The organism is Bacteroides graminisolvens (assembly GCF_963666085.1).
GTDB classification, from domain to species: Bacteria; Bacteroidota; Bacteroidia; order Bacteroidales; family Bacteroidaceae; genus Bacteroides; species Bacteroides graminisolvens.
The window spans coordinates 1,344,454-1,362,093 of the sequence record NZ_OY762556.1; the positions used below are offsets into that span (position 1 = coordinate 1,344,454).

Below are 17,640 nucleotides of genomic sequence, written 5' to 3' on the forward strand. Positions count from 1 at the left end.
TTGCAATATATAATCTTTGTTTAAATCAATCTTACTGAATTATTATATCTTTAATTCCTTGATTTGCCCCACAAATAGAGAACAAAAAATAAAAAAAGATATTGGTTTGATATATTGGATTATTATTTGTATTTTTGCAGCCCGAATTATACTGTATTGAAATTAATAATAAATAATATATAATTAAAAACAATTAAAATGCCTACAATTCAACAATTAGTAAGAAAAGGGCGCTCAGTGTTGGTAGAGAAAAGTAAATCTCCTGCGCTGGATTCTTGCCCTCAAAGACGCGGCGTTTGTGTTAGGGTGTATACAACAACACCTAAAAAGCCGAATTCAGCAATGCGTAAAGTGGCACGTGTTCGCCTTACAAATCAAAAAGAGGTAAACTCTTATATACCAGGTGAAGGACACAACCTTCAGGAACACTCCATCGTTTTAGTTCGTGGTGGACGTGTGAAAGACCTTCCTGGTGTTCGCTATCACATTGTACGTGGTACCTTGGATACAGCAGGAGTAGCTGGTCGTACTCAAAGAAGATCTAAGTATGGTGCAAAAAGACCAAAGCCAGGTCAACCAGCAGTTCCTGCAAAGAAAAAATAATTAACAAATTATAACTCGTTTTCGTTATTGGAAAAGTATAAGGTTGAGTAAATGTCCTAGTGAGGGTGTTGAAGACAAAATGCAACCAAAAACAAAACATTATTTATTGTAAAATGAGAAAAGCTAAACCCAAAAAACGTGTGATCTTACCAGATCCGGTGTTTAATGATCAAAAAGTATCGAAATTTGTGAATCATCTCATGTATGATGGCAAAAAAAACACTTCGTATGAAATTTTTTATGCAGCATTAGAGGTTGTTAAGAATAAGCTTCCTAATGAAGAAAAAAGTGCTTTGGAGGTGTGGAAGAAGGCTCTAGATAATATTACGCCTTTAGTGGAAGTGAAATCTAGACGTGTAGGTGGCGCGACTTTCCAGGTTCCGACTGAAATCAGACCCGATCGTAAAGAATCAATTTCGATGAAGAATCTAATTTTATATGCTCGTAAGAGAGGCGGAAAGTCTATGGCTGATAAACTTGCTGCTGAGATTATAGATGCTTTCAACGAACAAGGAGGGTCATTTAAACGTAAAGAGGATATGCATAGAATGGCTGAAGCTAATCGTGCTTTTGCGCATTTTAGATTCTAAATATATAAAAGTACTAGAAGATGGCAAAACATGATTTACATTTAACTCGTAATATCGGTATCATGGCTCATATTGATGCTGGTAAGACTACAACTTCGGAGCGTATCTTGTTTTATACCGGATTGACACACAAAATTGGTGAGGTTCATGATGGAGCAGCTACAATGGACTGGATGGAACAAGAGCAGGAGCGTGGAATTACTATTACATCTGCTGCTACTACTACGAGGTGGAAATATGCAAACGAAACCTATAAAATAAATTTAATAGATACACCTGGACACGTTGACTTTACAGCGGAAGTGGAACGTTCTCTTCGTGTTTTGGATGGGGCAGTTGCTACTTACTGTGCTGTGGGTGGTGTCGAGCCTCAGTCCGAAACTGTATGGCGTCAAGCTGATAAGTATAATGTTCCCAGAATTGGTTACGTAAATAAAATGGACCGATCAGGCGCTGACTTTTTTGAAGTAGTCCGTCAGATGAAAGATATTTTAGGAGCAAATCCGTGTCCTGTTGTTGTTCCCATTGGTGCGGAAGAAACTTTTAAGGGACTTGTGGACTTGATTAAGATGAAGGCTATTTATTGGCATGATGAGACAATGGGTGCTGACTATACTGTTGACGAGATTCCTGCTGATTTAGTTGATGAGAGCAATGAATGGAGAGATAAGATGCTTGAAAAAGTTGCTGAGTATGATGATGCATTAATGGAGAAATATTTTGATGATCCATCTACTATCACAGAAGAAGAAGTTTTGAGAGCGTTGCGTAATGCCACTGTTCAAATGGCTATTGTTCCTATGCTTTGTGGTTCTTCTTTTAAAAATAAGGGCGTACAGACATTATTGGATTACGTATGTGCTTTTTTACCATCTCCTTTAGATACAGAAAATGTTGTTGGTACAAATCCCAATACAGGGATTGAAGAAGATCGTAAGCCTGATGAGGAAGACAAAACTGCTGCTTTAGCCTTCAAAATTGCGACAGACCCCTATGTAGGTCGTCTAACTTTTTTCCGTGTTTATTCAGGTAAAGTTGATGCAGGTTCTTATGTTTACAATTCTCGCTCAGGGAAGAAGGAGCGTATTTCTCGTTTATTTCAGATGCACTCAAATAAACAAAATCCAGTTGAGGTTATCGGTGCTGGGGATATTGGTGCTGCTGTTGGTTTAAAGGATATTCGTACAGGCGATACATTATGTGATGAATCGGCTCCTATTGTATTGGAATCTATGGATTTTCCTGAACCAGTTATCGGTGTTGCAATTGAACCTAAAACTCAAAAGGATATGGATAAGTTGTCTAACGGCTTAGCTAAGTTGGCAGAAGAAGATCCTACTTTTACAGTGAAGACTGATGAGCAAACCGGACAAACTGTTATTTCTGGAATGGGTGAATTGCACTTGGAAATTATTATTGATCGTCTTAAACGAGAATTTAAAGTTGAATGTAACCAAGGTCGTCCCCAAGTTAATTACAAAGAGGCAATCACGAAGACTGTCAATTTAAGAGAAGTATATAAAAAACAATCTGGAGGTCGTGGTAAGTTTGCTGATATTATTGTCAATATTGGTCCTGTTGATGCGGATTTCGTACAAGGAGGTCTACAGTTTATTGATGAAGTAAAGGGAGGTAATATTCCTAAAGAGTTTATTCCATCTGTTCAAAAAGGCTTTCAGTCGGCAATGAAGAATGGTGTTCTTGCTGGTTATCCTCTTGATTCTTTGAAGGTTACATTGGTTGACGGTTCATTTCACCCTGTTGATTCGGATCAATTATCTTTTGAAATTTGTGCAATACAAGCATACAAAAATGCATGTGCGAAAGCTGGCCCTGTTTTAATGGAACCTATGATGAAACTTGAGGTTGTTACCCCTGAAGAAAATATGGGTGATGTAATTGGTGACTTGAATAAGCGTCGCGGTCAAGTAGAAGGAATGGAGTCCAGTCGATCTGGCGCGAGAATTGTTAAAGCTACTGTGCCTCTTGCTGAAATGTTTGGCTATGTTACTTCACTCAGAACAATTACTTCTGGACGTGCAACTTCTTCTATGACGTATTCACATCATTCTCAGGTTTCTACGTCTATTGCTAAGACTGTGCTTGATGAAGTGAAAGGAAGGACAGATTTATTATAATCAATTAATGTAGTGACTTAGTGAATGACTCTTAAGTCACTACTATTTATTAATATTTAATTAAAACTGAAGATGAGTCAAAAAATTAGAATTAAATTAAAATCATACGATCATAATTTGGTTGATAAGTCGGCTGAAAAGATTGTAAAAACTGTAAAAAGTACTGGCGCTATTGTTAGTGGGCCTATACCGTTGCCCACTCATAAACGTATTTTTACGGTAAATAGATCTACTTTTGTAAACAAGAAGTCTAGGGAGCAATTTGAACTTTCTTCGTACAAAAGGTTGATAGATATTTATAGTTCGACTGCTAAAACAGTTGATGCATTAATGAAGCTTGAGTTGCCAAGTGGAGTTGAGGTTGAAATTAAAGTTTGATAATTTAATAAGTTAGTGAAATGCCAGGATTATTAGGAAAGAAAATCGGAATGACATCCGTTTTCAGTGCCGATGGTAAAAATGTACCATGCACTGTTATCGAAGCAGGTCCTTGTGTAGTTACTCAGGTGAAAACGTCTAAAGTAGATGGTTATGAAGCTTTGCAGTTAGGTTTTCAAGAAAAAAAAGAGAAACATACTACGAAGCCCTTGATGGGCCATTTTAAGAGAGCTGGAGTTACGCCCAAGAGACACTTGGCTGAGTTTAAGGATTTCGATCAGGTCTTTAATTTAGGAGACACGATTAATGTTTCCTTATTTAGTGATGAGGATTTTGTAGATGTAATTGGAACATCTAAAGGTAAAGGTTTTCAAGGTGTTGTAAAGCGCCATGGTTTTGGAGGTGTTGGGCAATCGACACATGGACAGCATAATCGTGCTCGTAAACCGGGTTCTATTGGCGCTTGCTCGTATCCTGCAAAGGTTTTTAAAGGAATGCGAATGGGAGGCCAACTTGGAGGAGACAGAGTTACAGTGCAAAATCTTAAAGTTTTAAAAGTGATTGAGGAACACAATCTTTTGTTGATTAAAGGTTCTGTCCCTGGTTGTAAAGGTTCAATCGTAATAATTGAAAAGTAATGGAAGTTAACGTATATAATATAAATGGTGAAGCCACTGGAAGAAAGGTTACGTTAAACGAATCTATCTTCGGTATTGAACCCAATGATCATGCTATTTATCTGGACGTAAAGCAATTTATGGCAAATCAGCGTCAAGGTACACATAAATCTAAGGAAAGAAGTGAAATTAGCGGTTCTACCCGCAAAATTGGTCGTCAAAAGGGCGGTGGGGGAGCTCGACGAGGCGATATGAATTCTCCTGTTTTAGTTGGTGGTGGTAGAGTTTTCGGTCCAAGACCTCGCGACTATTTCTTTAAGCTCAATAAAAAAGTGAAAGCGTTGGCTCGTAAATCAGCCCTTTCTTATAAGGCTAAGTATGATGCGATCATAGTGCTTGAAGATTTCACTTTTGAGGTTCCTAAGACTAGAGAATTTGTAAGTTTGACAAAAAAACTTAATATTTCCAATAAAAAGCTGTTAATGATTCTATTGGAAACGAATAAAAACGTATATTTGTCGGCTCGTAACATTGCTGGTGCTTCTGTGCAAACTACATCTGGGCTCAATACTTATAGAGTGTTGAATTCTGATGTTGTTGTGTTTACTGAAAGTTCGCTATCATATTTTGATAAAGTTTCAATTTAAAGGAGTAGTATAATGGGAATTATAATTAAACCATTGGTGACGGAGAAAATGACTGCAATAACTGATAAACTTAATCGTTTCGGTTTTATTGTACGTCCTGAAGCTAATAAATTAGAAATAAAGAGAGAAGTTGAAATGCATTACAATGTTACTGTTGTGGATGTTAATACAACAAGATATGCTGGCAAAACTAAAAGTCGTTACACGCGCGCTGGTATTATCAAAGGTCGTACTAATGCTTTTAAGAAAGCAATAGTAACTTTAAAAGATGGTGATTCTATAGATTTTTATAGCAATATTTAAAATGGCAGTACGTAAATTTAAGCCCACAACACCAGGGCAAAGACATAAGATTATTGGTACTTTTGATGATATAACTGCTCAAGTACCAGAAAAATCTCTTGTATATGGTAAGAAGTCTTCTGGAGGCCGTAATAATGTCGGTAAAATGACAATGCGTTACATTGGAGGCGGTCATAAGAAGGTTATTCGTGTTGTTGACTTCAAGAGAAATAAGGATGGTGTTCCTGCGGTAGTTAAGACAATTGAGTATGACCCAAATCGTTCAGCTCGCATTGCGTTGTTGTACTATGCTGATGGTGAGAAACGTTATATCATTGCGCCTAATGGTTTGCAAGTAGGTGTTACATTATTGTCAGGTGCGGATGCTGCACCTGAAATAGGGAATACTTTACCTCTTCAAAATATTCCTGTTGGTACTGTGATTCATAATATAGAGTTACGCCCCGGTCAAGGAGCAGCTTTTGTTCGTTCTGCTGGTAATTTTGCCCAATTAACATCAAGAGAAGGCAAGTATTGCGTTATTAAATTGCCTTCTGGGGAAGTTAGGCAGATTTTGAGTACTTGTAAAGCGACTATAGGTAGTGTTGGTAATTCAGATCATGCACTTGAGAGTTCTGGTAAAGCAGGCCGATCAAGATGGATGGGACGCCGTCCTCGAAATCGTGGAGTTGTAATGAACCCTGTTGATCACCCAATGGGTGGTGGTGAAGGACGTGCTTCTGGAGGTCACCCAAGATCTCGTAAAGGTCTATATGCAAAAGGACTTAAAACGAGAGCTCCTAAAAAGCAATCTTCTAAGTATATTATTGAGAGAAGGAAAAAGTAATCTGATTAATTAGTAAGTTATGAGTCGTTCATTAAAAAAAGGTCCCTATATTAATGTTAAGCTTGAAGGAAAAGTTCTTGCAATGAATGAATCTGGGAAAAAGGCTGTTGTTAAAACATGGGCTAGGGCTTCAATGATATCGCCAGACTTTGTTGGCCACACTGTTGCAGTACATAATGGGAATAAATTTATACCTGTATATGTTACCGAGAATATGGTAGGTCATAAACTTGGAGAATTTGCCCCAACACGTACCTTCAGAGGACATGCAGGTAATAAGAAAAAGTAATGATTATAAGGAAAAATTAAGTTATAATGGGAACAAGAAAAAAAATATCGGCAGATAAAAGAAAAGAAGCCCTTAAAGCTACATATTTTGCAAAGCTGCAAAATGTTCCTACTTCTCCTCGGAAAATGCGTCTTGTTGTTGACATGATTCGTGGAATGGAAGTAAATAAAGCACTTGGTGTGTTACGATTTTCATCTAAGGAAGCATCTTCGAGAGTAGAGAAACTATTACGCTCAGCGATTGCCAATTGGGAACAGAAAAACGAACGTAAAGCTGAAGGTGGAGAACTGTTTGTTACAAAAGTTTTTGTTGATTGTGGTTCAACATTAAAGAGAATGAGACCAGCTCCTCAAGGGAGAGGTTACAGAATTCGCAAACGTTCAAATCACGTAACTTTGTTCGTTGATGCTAAGAGTAATAATGAAGATTAAATAAATGCTACATGGGACAAAAAGTTAATCCAATTAGTAATCGTTTGGGAATCATTAGAGGTTGGGATTCTAACTGGTATGGTGGAAATGATTATGGTGATTCTTTGCTTGAAGATAGCAAGATTCGTAAATATTTAAATGCTAGGTTAGCAAAAGCGAGCATATCTCGTATTATAATTGAAAGGACGCTAAAATTGGTTACTATTACAGTATGCACAGCTCGTCCTGGTATTATTATTGGTAAGGGAGGACAAGAGGTTGATAAACTTAAGGAAGAGCTTAAGAAAATAACCGACAAAGATGTTCAAATCAATATTTTTGAGGTTAAAAGGCCTGAGTTAGATGCTGTTATTGTTGCGAATAATATCGCAAGACAGGTTGAAGGTAAAATAGCCTATAGGCGTGCTATTAAGATGGCAATAGCAAATACGATGCGAATGGGAGCTGAAGGAATAAAAGTGCAAATTTCAGGACGTCTTAATGGTGCTGAAATGGCTCGTTCCGAGATGTATAAAGAAGGAAGGACTCCGTTACACACTTTTAGAGCTGATATAGATTATTGTCATGCTGAGGCTTTGACAAAAGTTGGGCTGCTTGGAATTAAGGTCTGGATTTGTAGAGGAGAAGTATTTGGAAAAAGAGATTTGGCTCCAAATTTTACTCAAACTAAAGAAAGTGCACGTTCTACAAATAACAGTGGCGGAAAAAACTTCAAAAGAAAGAAAAATAATCGCTAAACGAATTTGAATTTTAGGAATTATGTTACAACCGAAAAAGACAAAATTCAGAAGACAACAAAAGGGACGCATGAAGGGCAATGCCCAGCGCGGCAATCAGCTTGCTTTTGGATCTTTTGGAATTAAAGCACTCCAGAATAAATGGATTACTGGTAGGCAAATAGAAGCTGCGCGTATTGCTGTGACTAGATATATGCAACGTCAAGGACAAATCTGGATAAGAATTTTCCCTGATAAGCCTATTACTAAGAAACCTGCAGAAGTACGTATGGGTAAAGGAAAAGGTTCTCCAGAAGGTTTTGTTGCGCCTATTACTCCTGGTAGAATTATAATTGAAGTTGAAGGAGTTTCATATGAGATTGCAAAAGAAGCTTTAAGGTTAGCTGCTCAGAAACTTCCTGTTACTACAAAATTTATTGTTAGGCGTGATTATGATGTTCAAAATCAAAATGCGTAAGACATATGAAGAATTCTGAAATAAAAGAGTTGTCTACAGTTGACCTAGTAGAAAGGATCGAAGCTGAGAAAATTAGTTATAGCCAATTGGTTTTGAATCATTCAATCTCTCCTTTAGATAATCCAGCAAAAATTAAAGTTTTGCGTAGAACGATTGCTAGGATGAAAACTGAGCTTCGTGACAGAAAATTAAATAAATAAATGATTGCCTTAAATGGAAGCAAGAAATTTAAGAAAAGAAAGAACTGGGATTGTGCTAGGTAACAAGATGGATAAGACCATTACTGTGGCCGCTAAGTTTAAAGAGAAACATCCCATATATGGTAAGTTTGTTAGTAAGACAAAAAAATACCATGCACATGATGAAAAGAATGAATGCAATGTTGGTGATACAGTTTGCATTATGGAGACTCGTCCCTTAAGTAAAACTAAGAGATGGAGATTAGTAGAAATAATCGAAAGAGCTAAGTAGTTATGATACAGGCAGAATCTAGATTAGTAGTGTGTGATAATAGTGGAGCTAGGGAGGCTTTGTGTATCCGCGTTCTTGGCGGTACAGGTCGTCGTTATGCTTCGGTTGGGGATATTATTGTTGTTTCAGTAAAAAATGTTATCCCCTCTAGTGATGTAAAAAAAGGTGCAGTTTCTAAGGCTTTAATTGTTAGGACAAAGAAAGAAATTCGTCGTGCTGATGGTTCTTATATACGCTTTGATGACAATGCATGTGTGCTGTTGAATAATGCTGGGGAGATACGTGGAAGCCGTATTTTTGGTCCAGTTGCTAGAGAACTACGTTCTACAAATATGAAAGTTGTTTCGCTTGCACCTGAAGTTTTATAATTTAGAAAAGACTTTAGTCATGAATAAGTTACATATAAAAAAAGGTGATACTGTTTATGTCAATTCAGGTGATGATAAAGGCAAAACAGGTAAGGTTTTAAAAGTTTTAGTTAAAGAGGGGCGAGCAATCGTTGATGGCATTAACTTAGTTTCCAAAAGTGCTAAGCCTAGTGCAAAGTATCCTCAAGGTGGTATAATTAAGCAAGAGGCGTCTGTACACATCTCTAACTTAAATGTTGTTGATGCTAAGACAAACAAGCCTACTCGTATTGGTAGAAGAAAGAGTTCTGAAGGGACTTTAGTACGTTATTCTAAAAAAAGTGGAGAGGAGATTTAATAATGAGTAATACTGCTAGTTTAAAAAAAGAATATGTTGAGCGTATAGCTCCTGAATTGAAGTCTCAATTTCAATATTCTTCTACCATGCAAATACCTATGTTAAAAAAGATTGTCATTAATCAAGGATTAGGTATGGCTGTGGCTGATAAAAAAATTATTGAGGTTGCAATTAATGAAATGACTACTATTACAGGTCAAAAGGCTGTTGCAACAATTTCTCGTAAAGATATTGCCAATTTCAAATTGAGAAAGAAAATGCCAATTGGTGTTATGGTTACTTTACGCAGAGAGAGGATGTACGAATTTCTTGAGCGCTTAGTGAAAGTTGCTTTACCTCGTATTAGAGACTTTAAAGGGATTGAAAGTAAATTTGATGGTAAGGGAAACTATACTTTAGGCATTCAAGAACAAATTATTTTTCCTGAAATAAATATTGATAGTATAACAAGAATTTTAGGGATGAATATAACTTTTGTAACAACGGCTAAGACTGATGAAGAAGGTTATGCACTCCTGAAGGAATTTGGATTACCTTTTAAAAACGCTAAAAAGGATTGATATTATGGCAAAAGAATCAATGAAAGCTCGTGAGGTAAAACGTGCTAAGTTAGTGGAAAAGTATGCAGAAAAACGTGCATTATTGAAGAAAGAAGGTAATTTTGAAGCTTTACAAGCTTTGCCTAAAAATTCTTCACCTGTTCGTTTGCATAATCGTTGCAAACTTACAGGGCGTCCCAAAGGTTATATACGTCAGTTTGGTGTATCAAGAATCCAGTTTAGAGAAATGGCTTCTAATGGGCTTATCCCTGGCGTAAAGAAAGCAAGCTGGTAATTATTGTTAAATTTTAAATATTGTCAGGATAGACCTGATTAATTTATTTCATATGACAGATCCGATAGCTGATTATTTGACGAGGCTAAGAAATGCGATTAGTGCAAATCATAGAACAGTAGAAGTTCCAGCCTCTAATTTGAAAAAAGAGATTACTAAAATACTCTTTGAAAAAGGTTACATTCTTAATTATAAGTTTGTAAGTGATGGACCTCAAGGTACAATTAAGATTGCCTTGAAGTATGATTCTGTTAATAAAGTTAACGCAATCAAGAAACTTATTAGGGTATCTTCCCCTGGTATGAGGAAGTACACAGGTTATAAAGATATGCCTAGAGTAATTAATGGTTTAGGTATTGCTATAATATCTACTTCTAGGGGAGTGATGACAAACAAAGAAGCTTCTGACCTGAAAGTTGGTGGTGAGGTATTGTGTTATGTATATTAATAAGGGAGGATTAAGCAATGTCTAGAATTGGAAAATTACCTATTACTGTGCCAGCAGGTGTTACATTAGAGTTTAAAGATAATGTTATTACTGTTAAGGGTCCTAAAGGAGAGTTACGTCAGTATGTAAATCCAGTTATATCTGTTAACTTAGATAATAATGAGATTACTCTTACTCGTTCGACTGATGACAAACAAGAACGTGCATATCATGGATTGTATCGTTCCTTGATAAACAATATGATTATTGGAGTTTCTGTTGGCTACAAAAAGGAACTTGAACTTGTGGGTGTCGGTTATAGAGCTTCAAATAATGGTAATATAATTGATTTATCTTTAGGTTATACGCATAATATATTTATTCAGTTGCCACCTGAGATAAAAGTTGAAACTAAATCTGAAAGGAATAAAAATCCGCTTATTATTTTGGAATCTTGCGATAAACAACTTTTAGGGCAGGTTTGTTCTAAAATTCGTTCTTTCCGTAAGCCTGAGCCTTACAAAGGTAAAGGTATTAAATTTGTGGGAGAAATTATTCGTAGAAAATCAGGAAAATCAGCTGGTGCTAAATAAGTTTTAAATAATAGATAATATTATGACAACAAAAGTAGAAAGACGTACCAAAATCAAATATAGAGTCCGTAGTAAAATATCTGGAACAGCGGATTGCCCTCGTATGAGTGTGTTTAGAAGTAATAAACAAATCTATGTACAGATAATTGATGATCTATCGGGAAAGACTTTAGCTTCTGCTTCTTCTTTATCTTTTGATGAAAAAGTAACTAAGAAAGAACAGGCTGCGAAAGTTGGTGAGGTTATTGCTAAAAGAGCTCAAGAAGCAGGAATTATGACCGTTGTTTTTGATCGCAATGGTTATTTGTATCACGGACGTATTAAAGAGGTTGCTGATGCAGCACGTAATGGTGGACTTAATTTTTAATGATTATGGCAGGAATTAATAAAGTTAAAGTTACTAACGATTTAGAACTAAAAGATAGATTAGTTGCCATTAATCGTGTAACAAAGGTGACTAAAGGTGGTAGAACTTTTAGTTTTTCAGCGATAGTAGTTGTTGGTAATGAAGAAGGTGTAATTGGCTGGGGACTTGGTAAAGCAGGTGAAGTTACTGCAGCAATTGCTAAAGGCGTAGAAGCTGCAAAAAAGAATCTTACTAAGGTGCCTCTTTTAAAAGGAACAGTTCCTCACGAGCAAGTTGCAAAATTTGGTGGTGCCGAAGTTTTTATTAAACCTGCGTCGCATGGTACCGGAGTAGTTGCTGGTGGTGCTATGCGTGCTGTTTTAGAAAGTGTTGGAATTACCGACGTTTTAGCAAAATCTAAGGGATCTTCGAATCCTCATAATTTGGTTAAGGCTACAATCTTAGCGTTATCGGAGATGAGAGATGCGCGTATGGTTGCACAGAACAGAGGTATTAGTGTTGAAAAAGTTTTCAGAGGTTAGGAGGATATAATATGTCAACTATAAAGATTAAACAAATAAAAAGTAGAATTGGTGCTCCAATTGACCAAAAGCGTACCTTAGATGCTCTTGGTCTCCGAAAACTAAATAGAGTGGTAGAACATGAGTCTACACCTTCTATCTTAGGAATGGTGAGTAAGGTAAAGCACTTGGTTGCTATTGTTAAATAAACATTGTGAAATTTAAAATTTTACCATATGGATTTAAGTAATTTAAAACCAGCTTTTGGCTCAACCAAAACAAGGAAAAGAGTAGGACGTGGTTCTGGTTCTGGTTTAGGTGGTACTTCGACTAGAGGACATAAAGGTGCTAAGTCAAGATCTGGATATTCAAAAAAAATAGGTTTTGAAGGAGGTCAGATGCCTCTTCAACGTAGAGTGCCTAAATTTGGATTTAAAAATATTAGCCGAGTAGAGTACAAAGCTATTAATATTGATGTCGTACAAAAACTTGCTGAAAAGAAAAATTTAACGGTTGTCGGTTTTTCTGATTTAGTTGATGCGGGATTTGTTTCGGCTAATCAATTAGTTAAGATTTTGGGTAACGGTACCATCTCTATTAAATTGGAGGTACAAGCTCATGCTTTTTCCAAATCTGCAATTAGTGCCATTGAAGCGTTGGACGGAAATGTTGTAAAACTCTAGATCAATGAGAAAAGCTATTGAAACATTAAAGAATATATGGAAAATTGAGGATCTTAGACAAAGGATCCTCATAACCATATTGTTTGTTGCGATATATCGCTTTGGATCATATGTTGTTTTACCAGGAATTAATCCTGGTATGTTAACTCAACTGCATCAGCAAACTAGTGAGGGTCTTCTTGCGCTGTTAAATATGTTTTCTGGCGGTGCGTTTTCAAATGCATCAATTTTTGCTTTGGGAATTATGCCATATATTTCAGCATCGATTGTAATTCAATTATTGGGTATTGCTGTCCCCTATTTTCAGAAAATGCAGCGTGAAGGTGAGAGTGGTAGAAGGAAAATGAATCAATATACTCGTTATTTGACGATTTTAATACTTTTAGTACAAGCACCTTCCTATTTACTTAATTTGAAAATGCAAGCAGGTCCTTCTTTAAATGCTTCATTAGATTGGACCTTGTTCATGTTTACCTCTACGATTATATTGGCTGCAGGAAGCATGTTTATACTTTGGTTAGGTGAGAGAATTACTGATAAAGGTATTGGCAATGGTATTTCTTTTATTATATTAGTGGGAATTATCGCAAGGCTGCCGCAATCTTTATTTCAGGAGTTAATTTCTCGTATGAGTGATAAGACTGGTGGCTTGATTATGTTTTTAATAGAAATTGTTTTCCTACTGTTGGTTATTGCTGCTGCTATTTTATTGGTTCAAGGAACAAGAAAAATTCCTGTTCAGTATGCTAAGAAAATTGTTGGTAATAAGCAATATGGAGGTGCACGTCAATATATTCCATTAAAAGTTAATGCTGCCGGTGTTATGCCAATCATATTTGCTCAGGCAATTATGTTCATACCTATAACTTTCATCGGTTTTTCAAATGCTAACACTTCTAATAGTGTTATTCAGGCTTTTACAGATCATACGAGTCTTTGGTATAATTTAGTTTTTGCTGTGATGATTATTTTGTTTACTTATTTTTATACAGCAATAACTATTAATCCGACTCAAATGGCTGAAGATATGAAAAGGAATAATGGTTTCATTCCAGGTATTAAACCGGGTAAGAGTACTGCGGAGTATATAGATGATATTATGTCACGCATTACCTTTCCAGGCTCTTTCTTTCTGGCAATTGTGGCTATCATGCCAGCTTTTGCTGGCTTATTGGGGGTTAAAGCTGAATTTGCTCAATTTTTTGGTGGTACATCGCTTTTAATCTTAGTTGGTGTCGTTTTAGATACTTTACAGCAGATTGAAAGCCATTTGTTAATGAGGCATTATGATGGATTGTTGAAGTCTGGTCGTATTAAAGGTCGGAGTGCTAGCTCAACCGTTAATGCTTATTGATTGTTAAAATGATTTTTCTTAAAACTGAAGAAGAAATTGAGTTTCTTAGGGAGAGTAATCTATTGGTTAGTAAAACTTTAGGTTATGTTGCTTCACTTATTAAACCTGGTGTAACTACTTTAGAGTTAGATAAATCAGCAGAAACGTATATAAGAGATCACGGAGGAGTACCAACTTTTAAAGGTTATCCAAATAATTTTGGTACTCCTTTTCCAGCAACACTTTGTACATCTATTAATGACCAAATAGTTCACGGTATTCCAAGTGGTGCTGTAACTTTAAAAGAAGGTGATATTATTTCTGTTGATTGTGGAGTTCGCCTCAATGGTTTCTGTGGCGATTCTGCATATACGTTTGGTGTGGGTGAAATTAACAGCAATGTGAAACATTTGCTGAAAGTTACAAAACAAGCGTTGCTAGAAGGTATAGATAATGCTGTCGTAGGTAAACGCATTGGTGATATTGGTTTCGCAATACAGAGTTTGTGTGAAAATAGTGGGTACGGAGTTGTTCGTGAGTTTGTAGGTCATGGTATTGGTCGAAATATGCACGAAGATCCTCAGGTTCCAAATTATGGGAGAAAAGGTTATGGACCTTTACTAAAAACAGGAATGTGCATCGCAATTGAACCCATGATAACTTTAGGCAGTAGACTTATTATTATGGAGCGTGATGGTTGGACTGTGAGAACCAAAGATTGTTCCTATTCTGCACATTTTGAACATACTGTAGCTATAACGAACAAAGAAGCTGATGTTTTATCTACTTTTGATTACATTGATGAGGTTTTAAGAATTTGAGTATTTTAATATTTATGGCAAAGCAATCTGCAATAGAACAAGATGGAATAATAGTTGAGGCGTTGTCTAATGCAATGTTTCGAGTTGAGTTAGATAATGGACATGAGATTACGGCTCATATTTCAGGTAAGATGAGAATGCATTATATAAAGATTTTACCTGGAGATAAAGTTAGAGTTGAAATGTCTCCCTATGATTTATCCAAAGGAAGAATAGTGTTTAGATATAAATAAATTTAGATATGAAAGTAAGAGCATCATTAAAAAAACGCACGTCAGAATGTAAAATTGTTAGACGTAACGGTCGTTTGTATGTTATTAACAAGAAAAATCCTAAGTTTAAACAACGTCAAGGATAATTTCTTATTTTTGCAAGATAAATATTTTATTTTATGGCTATAAGAATAGTTGGTGTAGATTTACCTCAAAATAAGAGAGGAGAAATAGCGTTAACCTATGTATATGGTATAGGACGCAGTAGTTCAGCTAAAATTCTAGAGAAAGCTGGTGTAGATAAAAACCTTAAAGTCAAAGATTGGTCAGATGATCAAGCGGCATCAATTCGTGAGATTATTGGTGCAGAATTTAAGGTTGAAGGTGATCTTCGTTCTGAAGTTCAATTAAATATTAAAAGATTAATGGACATTGGTTGCTATCGTGGTGTCCGTCATCGTATTGGCTTACCTGTTCGTGGTCAAAGTACTAAGAATAATGCACGAACTCGTAAAGGGAGAAAGAAAACCGTTGCTAATAAGAAAAAAGCTACTAAATAATAATTCTTGATATGGCAAAAAAAACTGTTGCAGCAAAAAAAAGGAATGTTAAAGTTGATGCTAATGGACAATTACATGTTCATTCCTCATTCAATAACATAATTGTTTCACTTGCTAATAGTGAAGGGCAGATAATTTCGTGGTCTTCTGCTGGAAAAATGGGCTTCAGAGGCTCTAAAAAGAACACCCCTTACGCAGCTCAAATGGCTGCACAAGATTGTGCAAAAATTGCTTTTGATCTTGGACTTAGAAAAGTCAAGGCATATGTTAAAGGACCCGGTAATGGTAGAGAGTCAGCAATTCGTACTATTCATGGTGCTGGTATTGAGGTTACAGAGATTGTCGATGTAACTCCATTGCCACATAATGGATGTCGTCCTCCTAAAAGACGTAGAGTTTAATTAATAAAATGAGACTTAATTTTGTTTATGGATTGCACTCTTTCTTCTCTGTAATCGCGGCTGCAACAAATTAAGTTGATGATTACTATAATTTAATAAAAATAATAATGGCTAGATATACAGGACCAAAATCTAGAATTGCGCGTAAATTTGGTGAAGGCATTTTTGGGGCCGATAAGGTGTTGTCAAAGAAAAACTATCCTCCAGGACAACATGGTAATTCTAGAAAAAGAAAAACTTCTGAATACGGAATCCAACTTCGTGAGAAGCAAAAGGCAAAATATACTTATGGCGTTTTGGAAAAACAATTTCGTAATTTGTTTGAAAAGGCTGAGACCGCTAAAGGTATTACAGGTGAGATCTTGCTTCAATTACTAGAAGGGCGTTTGGATAATGTAGTGTTCCGTCTTGGAATTGCTCCATCGCGTGCCGCAGCTCGTCAGTTAGTAAGTCATAAACACATAACTGTTGACGGTAGTGTTGTTAATATTCCTTCATATGCGGTGAAACCTGGGCAAGTTATTGGTGTAAGAGAGCGTTCAAAGTCTTTAGAAGTAATTGGTAATTCTCTTGCAGGTTTTAATCATAGTAAATATCCATGGTTAGAATGGGATGACAATGCTAAAGTAGGTAAATTGCTTCATATTCCTGAGCGTACAGATATTCCTGAGAATATTAAAGAGCATTTGATTGTTGAGTTGTATTCTAAATAATAATTAGTTCCATGGCGATATTAGCATTTCAAAAACCTGATAAAGTATTAATGTTGGAGTCGGATCCGAAATTTGGAAAATTCGAATTTCGTCCCTTAGAGCCGGGTTTTGGTATTACAGTAGGTAATGCATTGCGCCGAATTCTTCTTTCTTCGTTGGAAGGTTTTGCTATAACAACAATTAGGATTGAAGGTGTAGAGCATGAATTTTCTAGTGTTCCTGGTGTCAAGGAAGATGTTACCAACATAATCTTAAATCTTAAACAAGTAAGATTTAAGCAAGTAGTTGAAGAGTTCGAAACAGAAAAGGTAACTATTACAGTTGAAAACTCTAGTGAATTTAAGGCTGGTGACATAGGTAAGTATTTGACTGGATTTGAAGTGTTAAATCCTGAATTGGTTATTTGTCATTTAGATTCTAAGGCAACTATGCAAATTGATATAACAATTAATAAAGGTAGAGGTTATGTCCCTGCTGATGAAAACAGGGAGTTCTGTACAGATGTTAATGTTATACCAATTGATTCAATTTATACTCCTATTCGTAATGTCAAGTATTTAGTAGAAAATTTCCGTGTTGAGCAAAAAACTGACTATGAGAAATTAATACTTGAGATTACTACAGATGGTTCCATTAATCCAAAAGATGCTTTAAAAGAAGCTGCCAAAATTCTAATTTATCATTTTATGCTTTTTTCTGATGAAAAGATTACGTTGGAAAATACAGATATAGATGGTAATGAGGAATTTGATGAGGAAGTTTTGCACATGAGACAATTGCTTAAGACTAAGTTAGTTGATATGGATTTGTCTGTTCGTGCCCTTAACTGCTTAAAAGCAGCTGATGTTGAAACTTTAGGAGATCTTGTACAATTTAATAAGACTGATTTACTGAAGTTTAGAAATTTTGGAAAGAAATCGCTTACCGAGCTTGATGATTTGCTGGAAAGTCTGAATCTAACATTTGGGACTGACATCTCGAAATACAAATTAGAAAAAGAATAA

The 17,640-nt window shown here is 36.0% G+C and carries 32 protein-coding genes; all 32 read left to right on the plus strand.

The genetic code is table 11. The features are described 5' to 3' along the window. Positions 1-198 precede the first annotated feature (198 nt). The 32 genes from rpsL (at position 199) to ACKPCE_RS05585 (ending at position 17,640) form a co-directional block, all read left to right on the plus strand. Entirely contained in the window at positions 199-603 is a 405-nt protein-coding gene (gene rpsL, locus ACKPCE_RS05430; RefSeq protein ID WP_319504457.1) for a 30S ribosomal protein S12, read from the plus strand. Positions 604-716: 113 nt separating this feature from the next. Further along, entirely contained in the window at positions 717-1,193 is a 477-nt protein-coding gene (gene rpsG, locus ACKPCE_RS05435; RefSeq protein ID WP_024997602.1) for a 30S ribosomal protein S7, read from the plus strand. 20 nt (positions 1,194-1,213) lie between these two features. Continuing rightward, positions 1,214-3,331, plus strand: a complete 2,118-nt coding sequence (fusA, locus tag ACKPCE_RS05440) for an elongation factor G (RefSeq protein WP_024997601.1) — start codon at positions 1,214-1,216, stop codon at positions 3,329-3,331. A 72-nt stretch (positions 3,332-3,403) separates the two neighbouring features. Beyond that, on the plus strand, positions 3,404-3,709 hold the full coding sequence (gene rpsJ / locus ACKPCE_RS05445) for a 30S ribosomal protein S10 (protein ID WP_024997600.1): 306 nt from the start codon (positions 3,404-3,406) through the stop codon (positions 3,707-3,709). A gap of 20 nt (positions 3,710-3,729) precedes the next feature. After that, positions 3,730-4,347 carry a 50S ribosomal protein L3 gene (gene rplC / locus ACKPCE_RS05450; protein ID WP_024997599.1) on the plus strand — a complete coding sequence of 206 codons (618 nt, stop codon included), beginning with the start codon at positions 3,730-3,732 and terminating at the stop codon, positions 4,345-4,347. Further along, positions 4,347-4,973, plus strand: a complete 627-nt coding sequence (rplD, locus tag ACKPCE_RS05455) for a 50S ribosomal protein L4 (protein ID WP_024997598.1) — start codon at positions 4,347-4,349, stop codon at positions 4,971-4,973. The genes rplC and rplD overlap by 1 nt, the downstream gene beginning before the upstream one ends. Positions 4,974-4,985: 12 nt before the next feature. Then, positions 4,986-5,276: a 50S ribosomal protein L23 gene (gene rplW / locus ACKPCE_RS05460; protein ID WP_024997597.1), complete on the plus strand. Its 291-nt coding sequence runs from the start codon at positions 4,986-4,988 to the stop codon at positions 5,274-5,276. 1 nt (position 5,277) lies between these two features. Then, positions 5,278-6,102: a 50S ribosomal protein L2 gene (rplB, locus tag ACKPCE_RS05465; RefSeq protein WP_024997596.1), complete on the plus strand. Its 825-nt coding sequence runs from the start codon at positions 5,278-5,280 to the stop codon at positions 6,100-6,102. A 19-nt stretch (positions 6,103-6,121) separates the two neighbouring features. Next, a complete protein-coding gene (rpsS, locus tag ACKPCE_RS05470) occupies positions 6,122-6,391 on the plus strand; it encodes a 30S ribosomal protein S19 (protein ID WP_024997595.1) in 270 nt (89 codons plus the stop codon). Between the two features lie 26 nt (positions 6,392-6,417). After that, complete coding sequence (rplV, locus tag ACKPCE_RS05475) at positions 6,418-6,822, plus strand: 50S ribosomal protein L22 (protein ID WP_024997594.1); 405 nt, start codon at positions 6,418-6,420, stop codon at positions 6,820-6,822. Between the two features lie 11 nt (positions 6,823-6,833). Next, on the plus strand, positions 6,834-7,559 hold the full coding sequence (rpsC, locus tag ACKPCE_RS05480; RefSeq protein WP_024997593.1) for a 30S ribosomal protein S3: 726 nt from the start codon (positions 6,834-6,836) through the stop codon (positions 7,557-7,559). A gap of 22 nt (positions 7,560-7,581) precedes the next feature. Then, a complete protein-coding gene (gene rplP, locus ACKPCE_RS05485) occupies positions 7,582-8,016 on the plus strand; it encodes a 50S ribosomal protein L16 (protein ID WP_024997592.1) in 435 nt (144 codons plus the stop codon). Between the two features lie 5 nt (positions 8,017-8,021). Further along, the gene (gene rpmC / locus ACKPCE_RS05490) at positions 8,022-8,216 is read left to right on the plus strand and encodes a 50S ribosomal protein L29 (RefSeq protein WP_034782149.1); all 195 of its coding nucleotides are present in this window, start codon (positions 8,022-8,024) and stop codon (positions 8,214-8,216) included. Positions 8,217-8,229: 13 nt separating this feature from the next. Continuing rightward, entirely contained in the window at positions 8,230-8,487 is a 258-nt protein-coding gene (gene rpsQ / locus ACKPCE_RS05495; RefSeq protein WP_024997591.1) for a 30S ribosomal protein S17, read from the plus strand. A gap of 2 nt (positions 8,488-8,489) precedes the next feature. Beyond that, positions 8,490-8,855 (plus strand): 50S ribosomal protein L14, encoded by a 366-nt coding sequence (gene rplN / locus ACKPCE_RS05500; protein ID WP_024997590.1) that lies wholly within the window; start codon positions 8,490-8,492, stop codon positions 8,853-8,855. A 19-nt stretch (positions 8,856-8,874) separates the two neighbouring features. Next, positions 8,875-9,192, plus strand: a complete 318-nt coding sequence (gene rplX / locus ACKPCE_RS05505) for a 50S ribosomal protein L24 (protein WP_024997589.1) — start codon at positions 8,875-8,877, stop codon at positions 9,190-9,192. A 2-nt stretch (positions 9,193-9,194) separates the two neighbouring features. Continuing rightward, positions 9,195-9,752: a 50S ribosomal protein L5 gene (gene rplE, locus ACKPCE_RS05510; protein WP_024997588.1), complete on the plus strand. Its 558-nt coding sequence runs from the start codon at positions 9,195-9,197 to the stop codon at positions 9,750-9,752. Between the two features lie 4 nt (positions 9,753-9,756). Continuing rightward, on the plus strand, positions 9,757-10,026 hold the full coding sequence (gene rpsN, locus ACKPCE_RS05515; protein WP_276991943.1) for a 30S ribosomal protein S14: 270 nt from the start codon (positions 9,757-9,759) through the stop codon (positions 10,024-10,026). Positions 10,027-10,078: 52 nt separating this feature from the next. Continuing rightward, positions 10,079-10,474 carry a 30S ribosomal protein S8 gene (gene rpsH / locus ACKPCE_RS05520; RefSeq protein WP_024997586.1) on the plus strand — a complete coding sequence of 132 codons (396 nt, stop codon included), beginning with the start codon at positions 10,079-10,081 and terminating at the stop codon, positions 10,472-10,474. A gap of 17 nt (positions 10,475-10,491) precedes the next feature. Further along, a complete protein-coding gene (rplF, locus tag ACKPCE_RS05525; protein WP_024997585.1) occupies positions 10,492-11,046 on the plus strand; it encodes a 50S ribosomal protein L6 in 555 nt (184 codons plus the stop codon). 22 nt (positions 11,047-11,068) lie between these two features. After that, complete coding sequence (rplR, locus tag ACKPCE_RS05530; protein WP_319504458.1) at positions 11,069-11,413, plus strand: 50S ribosomal protein L18; 345 nt, start codon at positions 11,069-11,071, stop codon at positions 11,411-11,413. Positions 11,414-11,418: 5 nt separating this feature from the next. Further along, positions 11,419-11,934 (plus strand): 30S ribosomal protein S5, encoded by a 516-nt coding sequence (gene rpsE / locus ACKPCE_RS05535; protein WP_024997583.1) that lies wholly within the window; start codon positions 11,419-11,421, stop codon positions 11,932-11,934. A gap of 11 nt (positions 11,935-11,945) precedes the next feature. Continuing rightward, positions 11,946-12,122 carry a 50S ribosomal protein L30 gene (gene rpmD, locus ACKPCE_RS05540; protein ID WP_024997582.1) on the plus strand — a complete coding sequence of 59 codons (177 nt, stop codon included), beginning with the start codon at positions 11,946-11,948 and terminating at the stop codon, positions 12,120-12,122. A 27-nt stretch (positions 12,123-12,149) separates the two neighbouring features. Further along, positions 12,150-12,596, plus strand: coding sequence for a 50S ribosomal protein L15 (rplO, locus tag ACKPCE_RS05545; RefSeq protein ID WP_024997581.1), 447 nt, complete (start codon positions 12,150-12,152; stop codon positions 12,594-12,596). 4 nt (positions 12,597-12,600) lie between these two features. Then, positions 12,601-13,950: a preprotein translocase subunit SecY gene (gene secY, locus ACKPCE_RS05550; protein ID WP_319504459.1), complete on the plus strand. Its 1,350-nt coding sequence runs from the start codon at positions 12,601-12,603 to the stop codon at positions 13,948-13,950. An 8-nt stretch (positions 13,951-13,958) separates the two neighbouring features. Beyond that, positions 13,959-14,750, plus strand: coding sequence for a type I methionyl aminopeptidase (gene map, locus ACKPCE_RS05555; protein WP_319504460.1), 792 nt, complete (start codon positions 13,959-13,961; stop codon positions 14,748-14,750). A 14-nt stretch (positions 14,751-14,764) separates the two neighbouring features. Beyond that, positions 14,765-14,983: a translation initiation factor IF-1 gene (infA, locus tag ACKPCE_RS05560; protein ID WP_024997578.1), complete on the plus strand. Its 219-nt coding sequence runs from the start codon at positions 14,765-14,767 to the stop codon at positions 14,981-14,983. An 8-nt stretch (positions 14,984-14,991) separates the two neighbouring features. After that, complete coding sequence (gene ykgO, locus ACKPCE_RS05565; RefSeq protein ID WP_081698298.1) at positions 14,992-15,108, plus strand: type B 50S ribosomal protein L36; 117 nt, start codon at positions 14,992-14,994, stop codon at positions 15,106-15,108. 33 nt (positions 15,109-15,141) lie between these two features. Further along, positions 15,142-15,522, plus strand: coding sequence for a 30S ribosomal protein S13 (rpsM, locus tag ACKPCE_RS05570; RefSeq protein ID WP_024997577.1), 381 nt, complete (start codon positions 15,142-15,144; stop codon positions 15,520-15,522). An 11-nt stretch (positions 15,523-15,533) separates the two neighbouring features. After that, positions 15,534-15,923 carry a 30S ribosomal protein S11 gene (gene rpsK / locus ACKPCE_RS05575; RefSeq protein ID WP_007212088.1) on the plus strand — a complete coding sequence of 130 codons (390 nt, stop codon included), beginning with the start codon at positions 15,534-15,536 and terminating at the stop codon, positions 15,921-15,923. Between the two features lie 107 nt (positions 15,924-16,030). Next, complete coding sequence (rpsD, locus tag ACKPCE_RS05580) at positions 16,031-16,636, plus strand: 30S ribosomal protein S4 (protein ID WP_319504461.1); 606 nt, start codon at positions 16,031-16,033, stop codon at positions 16,634-16,636. An 11-nt stretch (positions 16,637-16,647) separates the two neighbouring features. Beyond that, positions 16,648-17,640 carry a DNA-directed RNA polymerase subunit alpha gene (locus tag ACKPCE_RS05585; RefSeq protein WP_319504462.1) on the plus strand — a complete coding sequence of 331 codons (993 nt, stop codon included), beginning with the start codon at positions 16,648-16,650 and terminating at the stop codon, positions 17,638-17,640.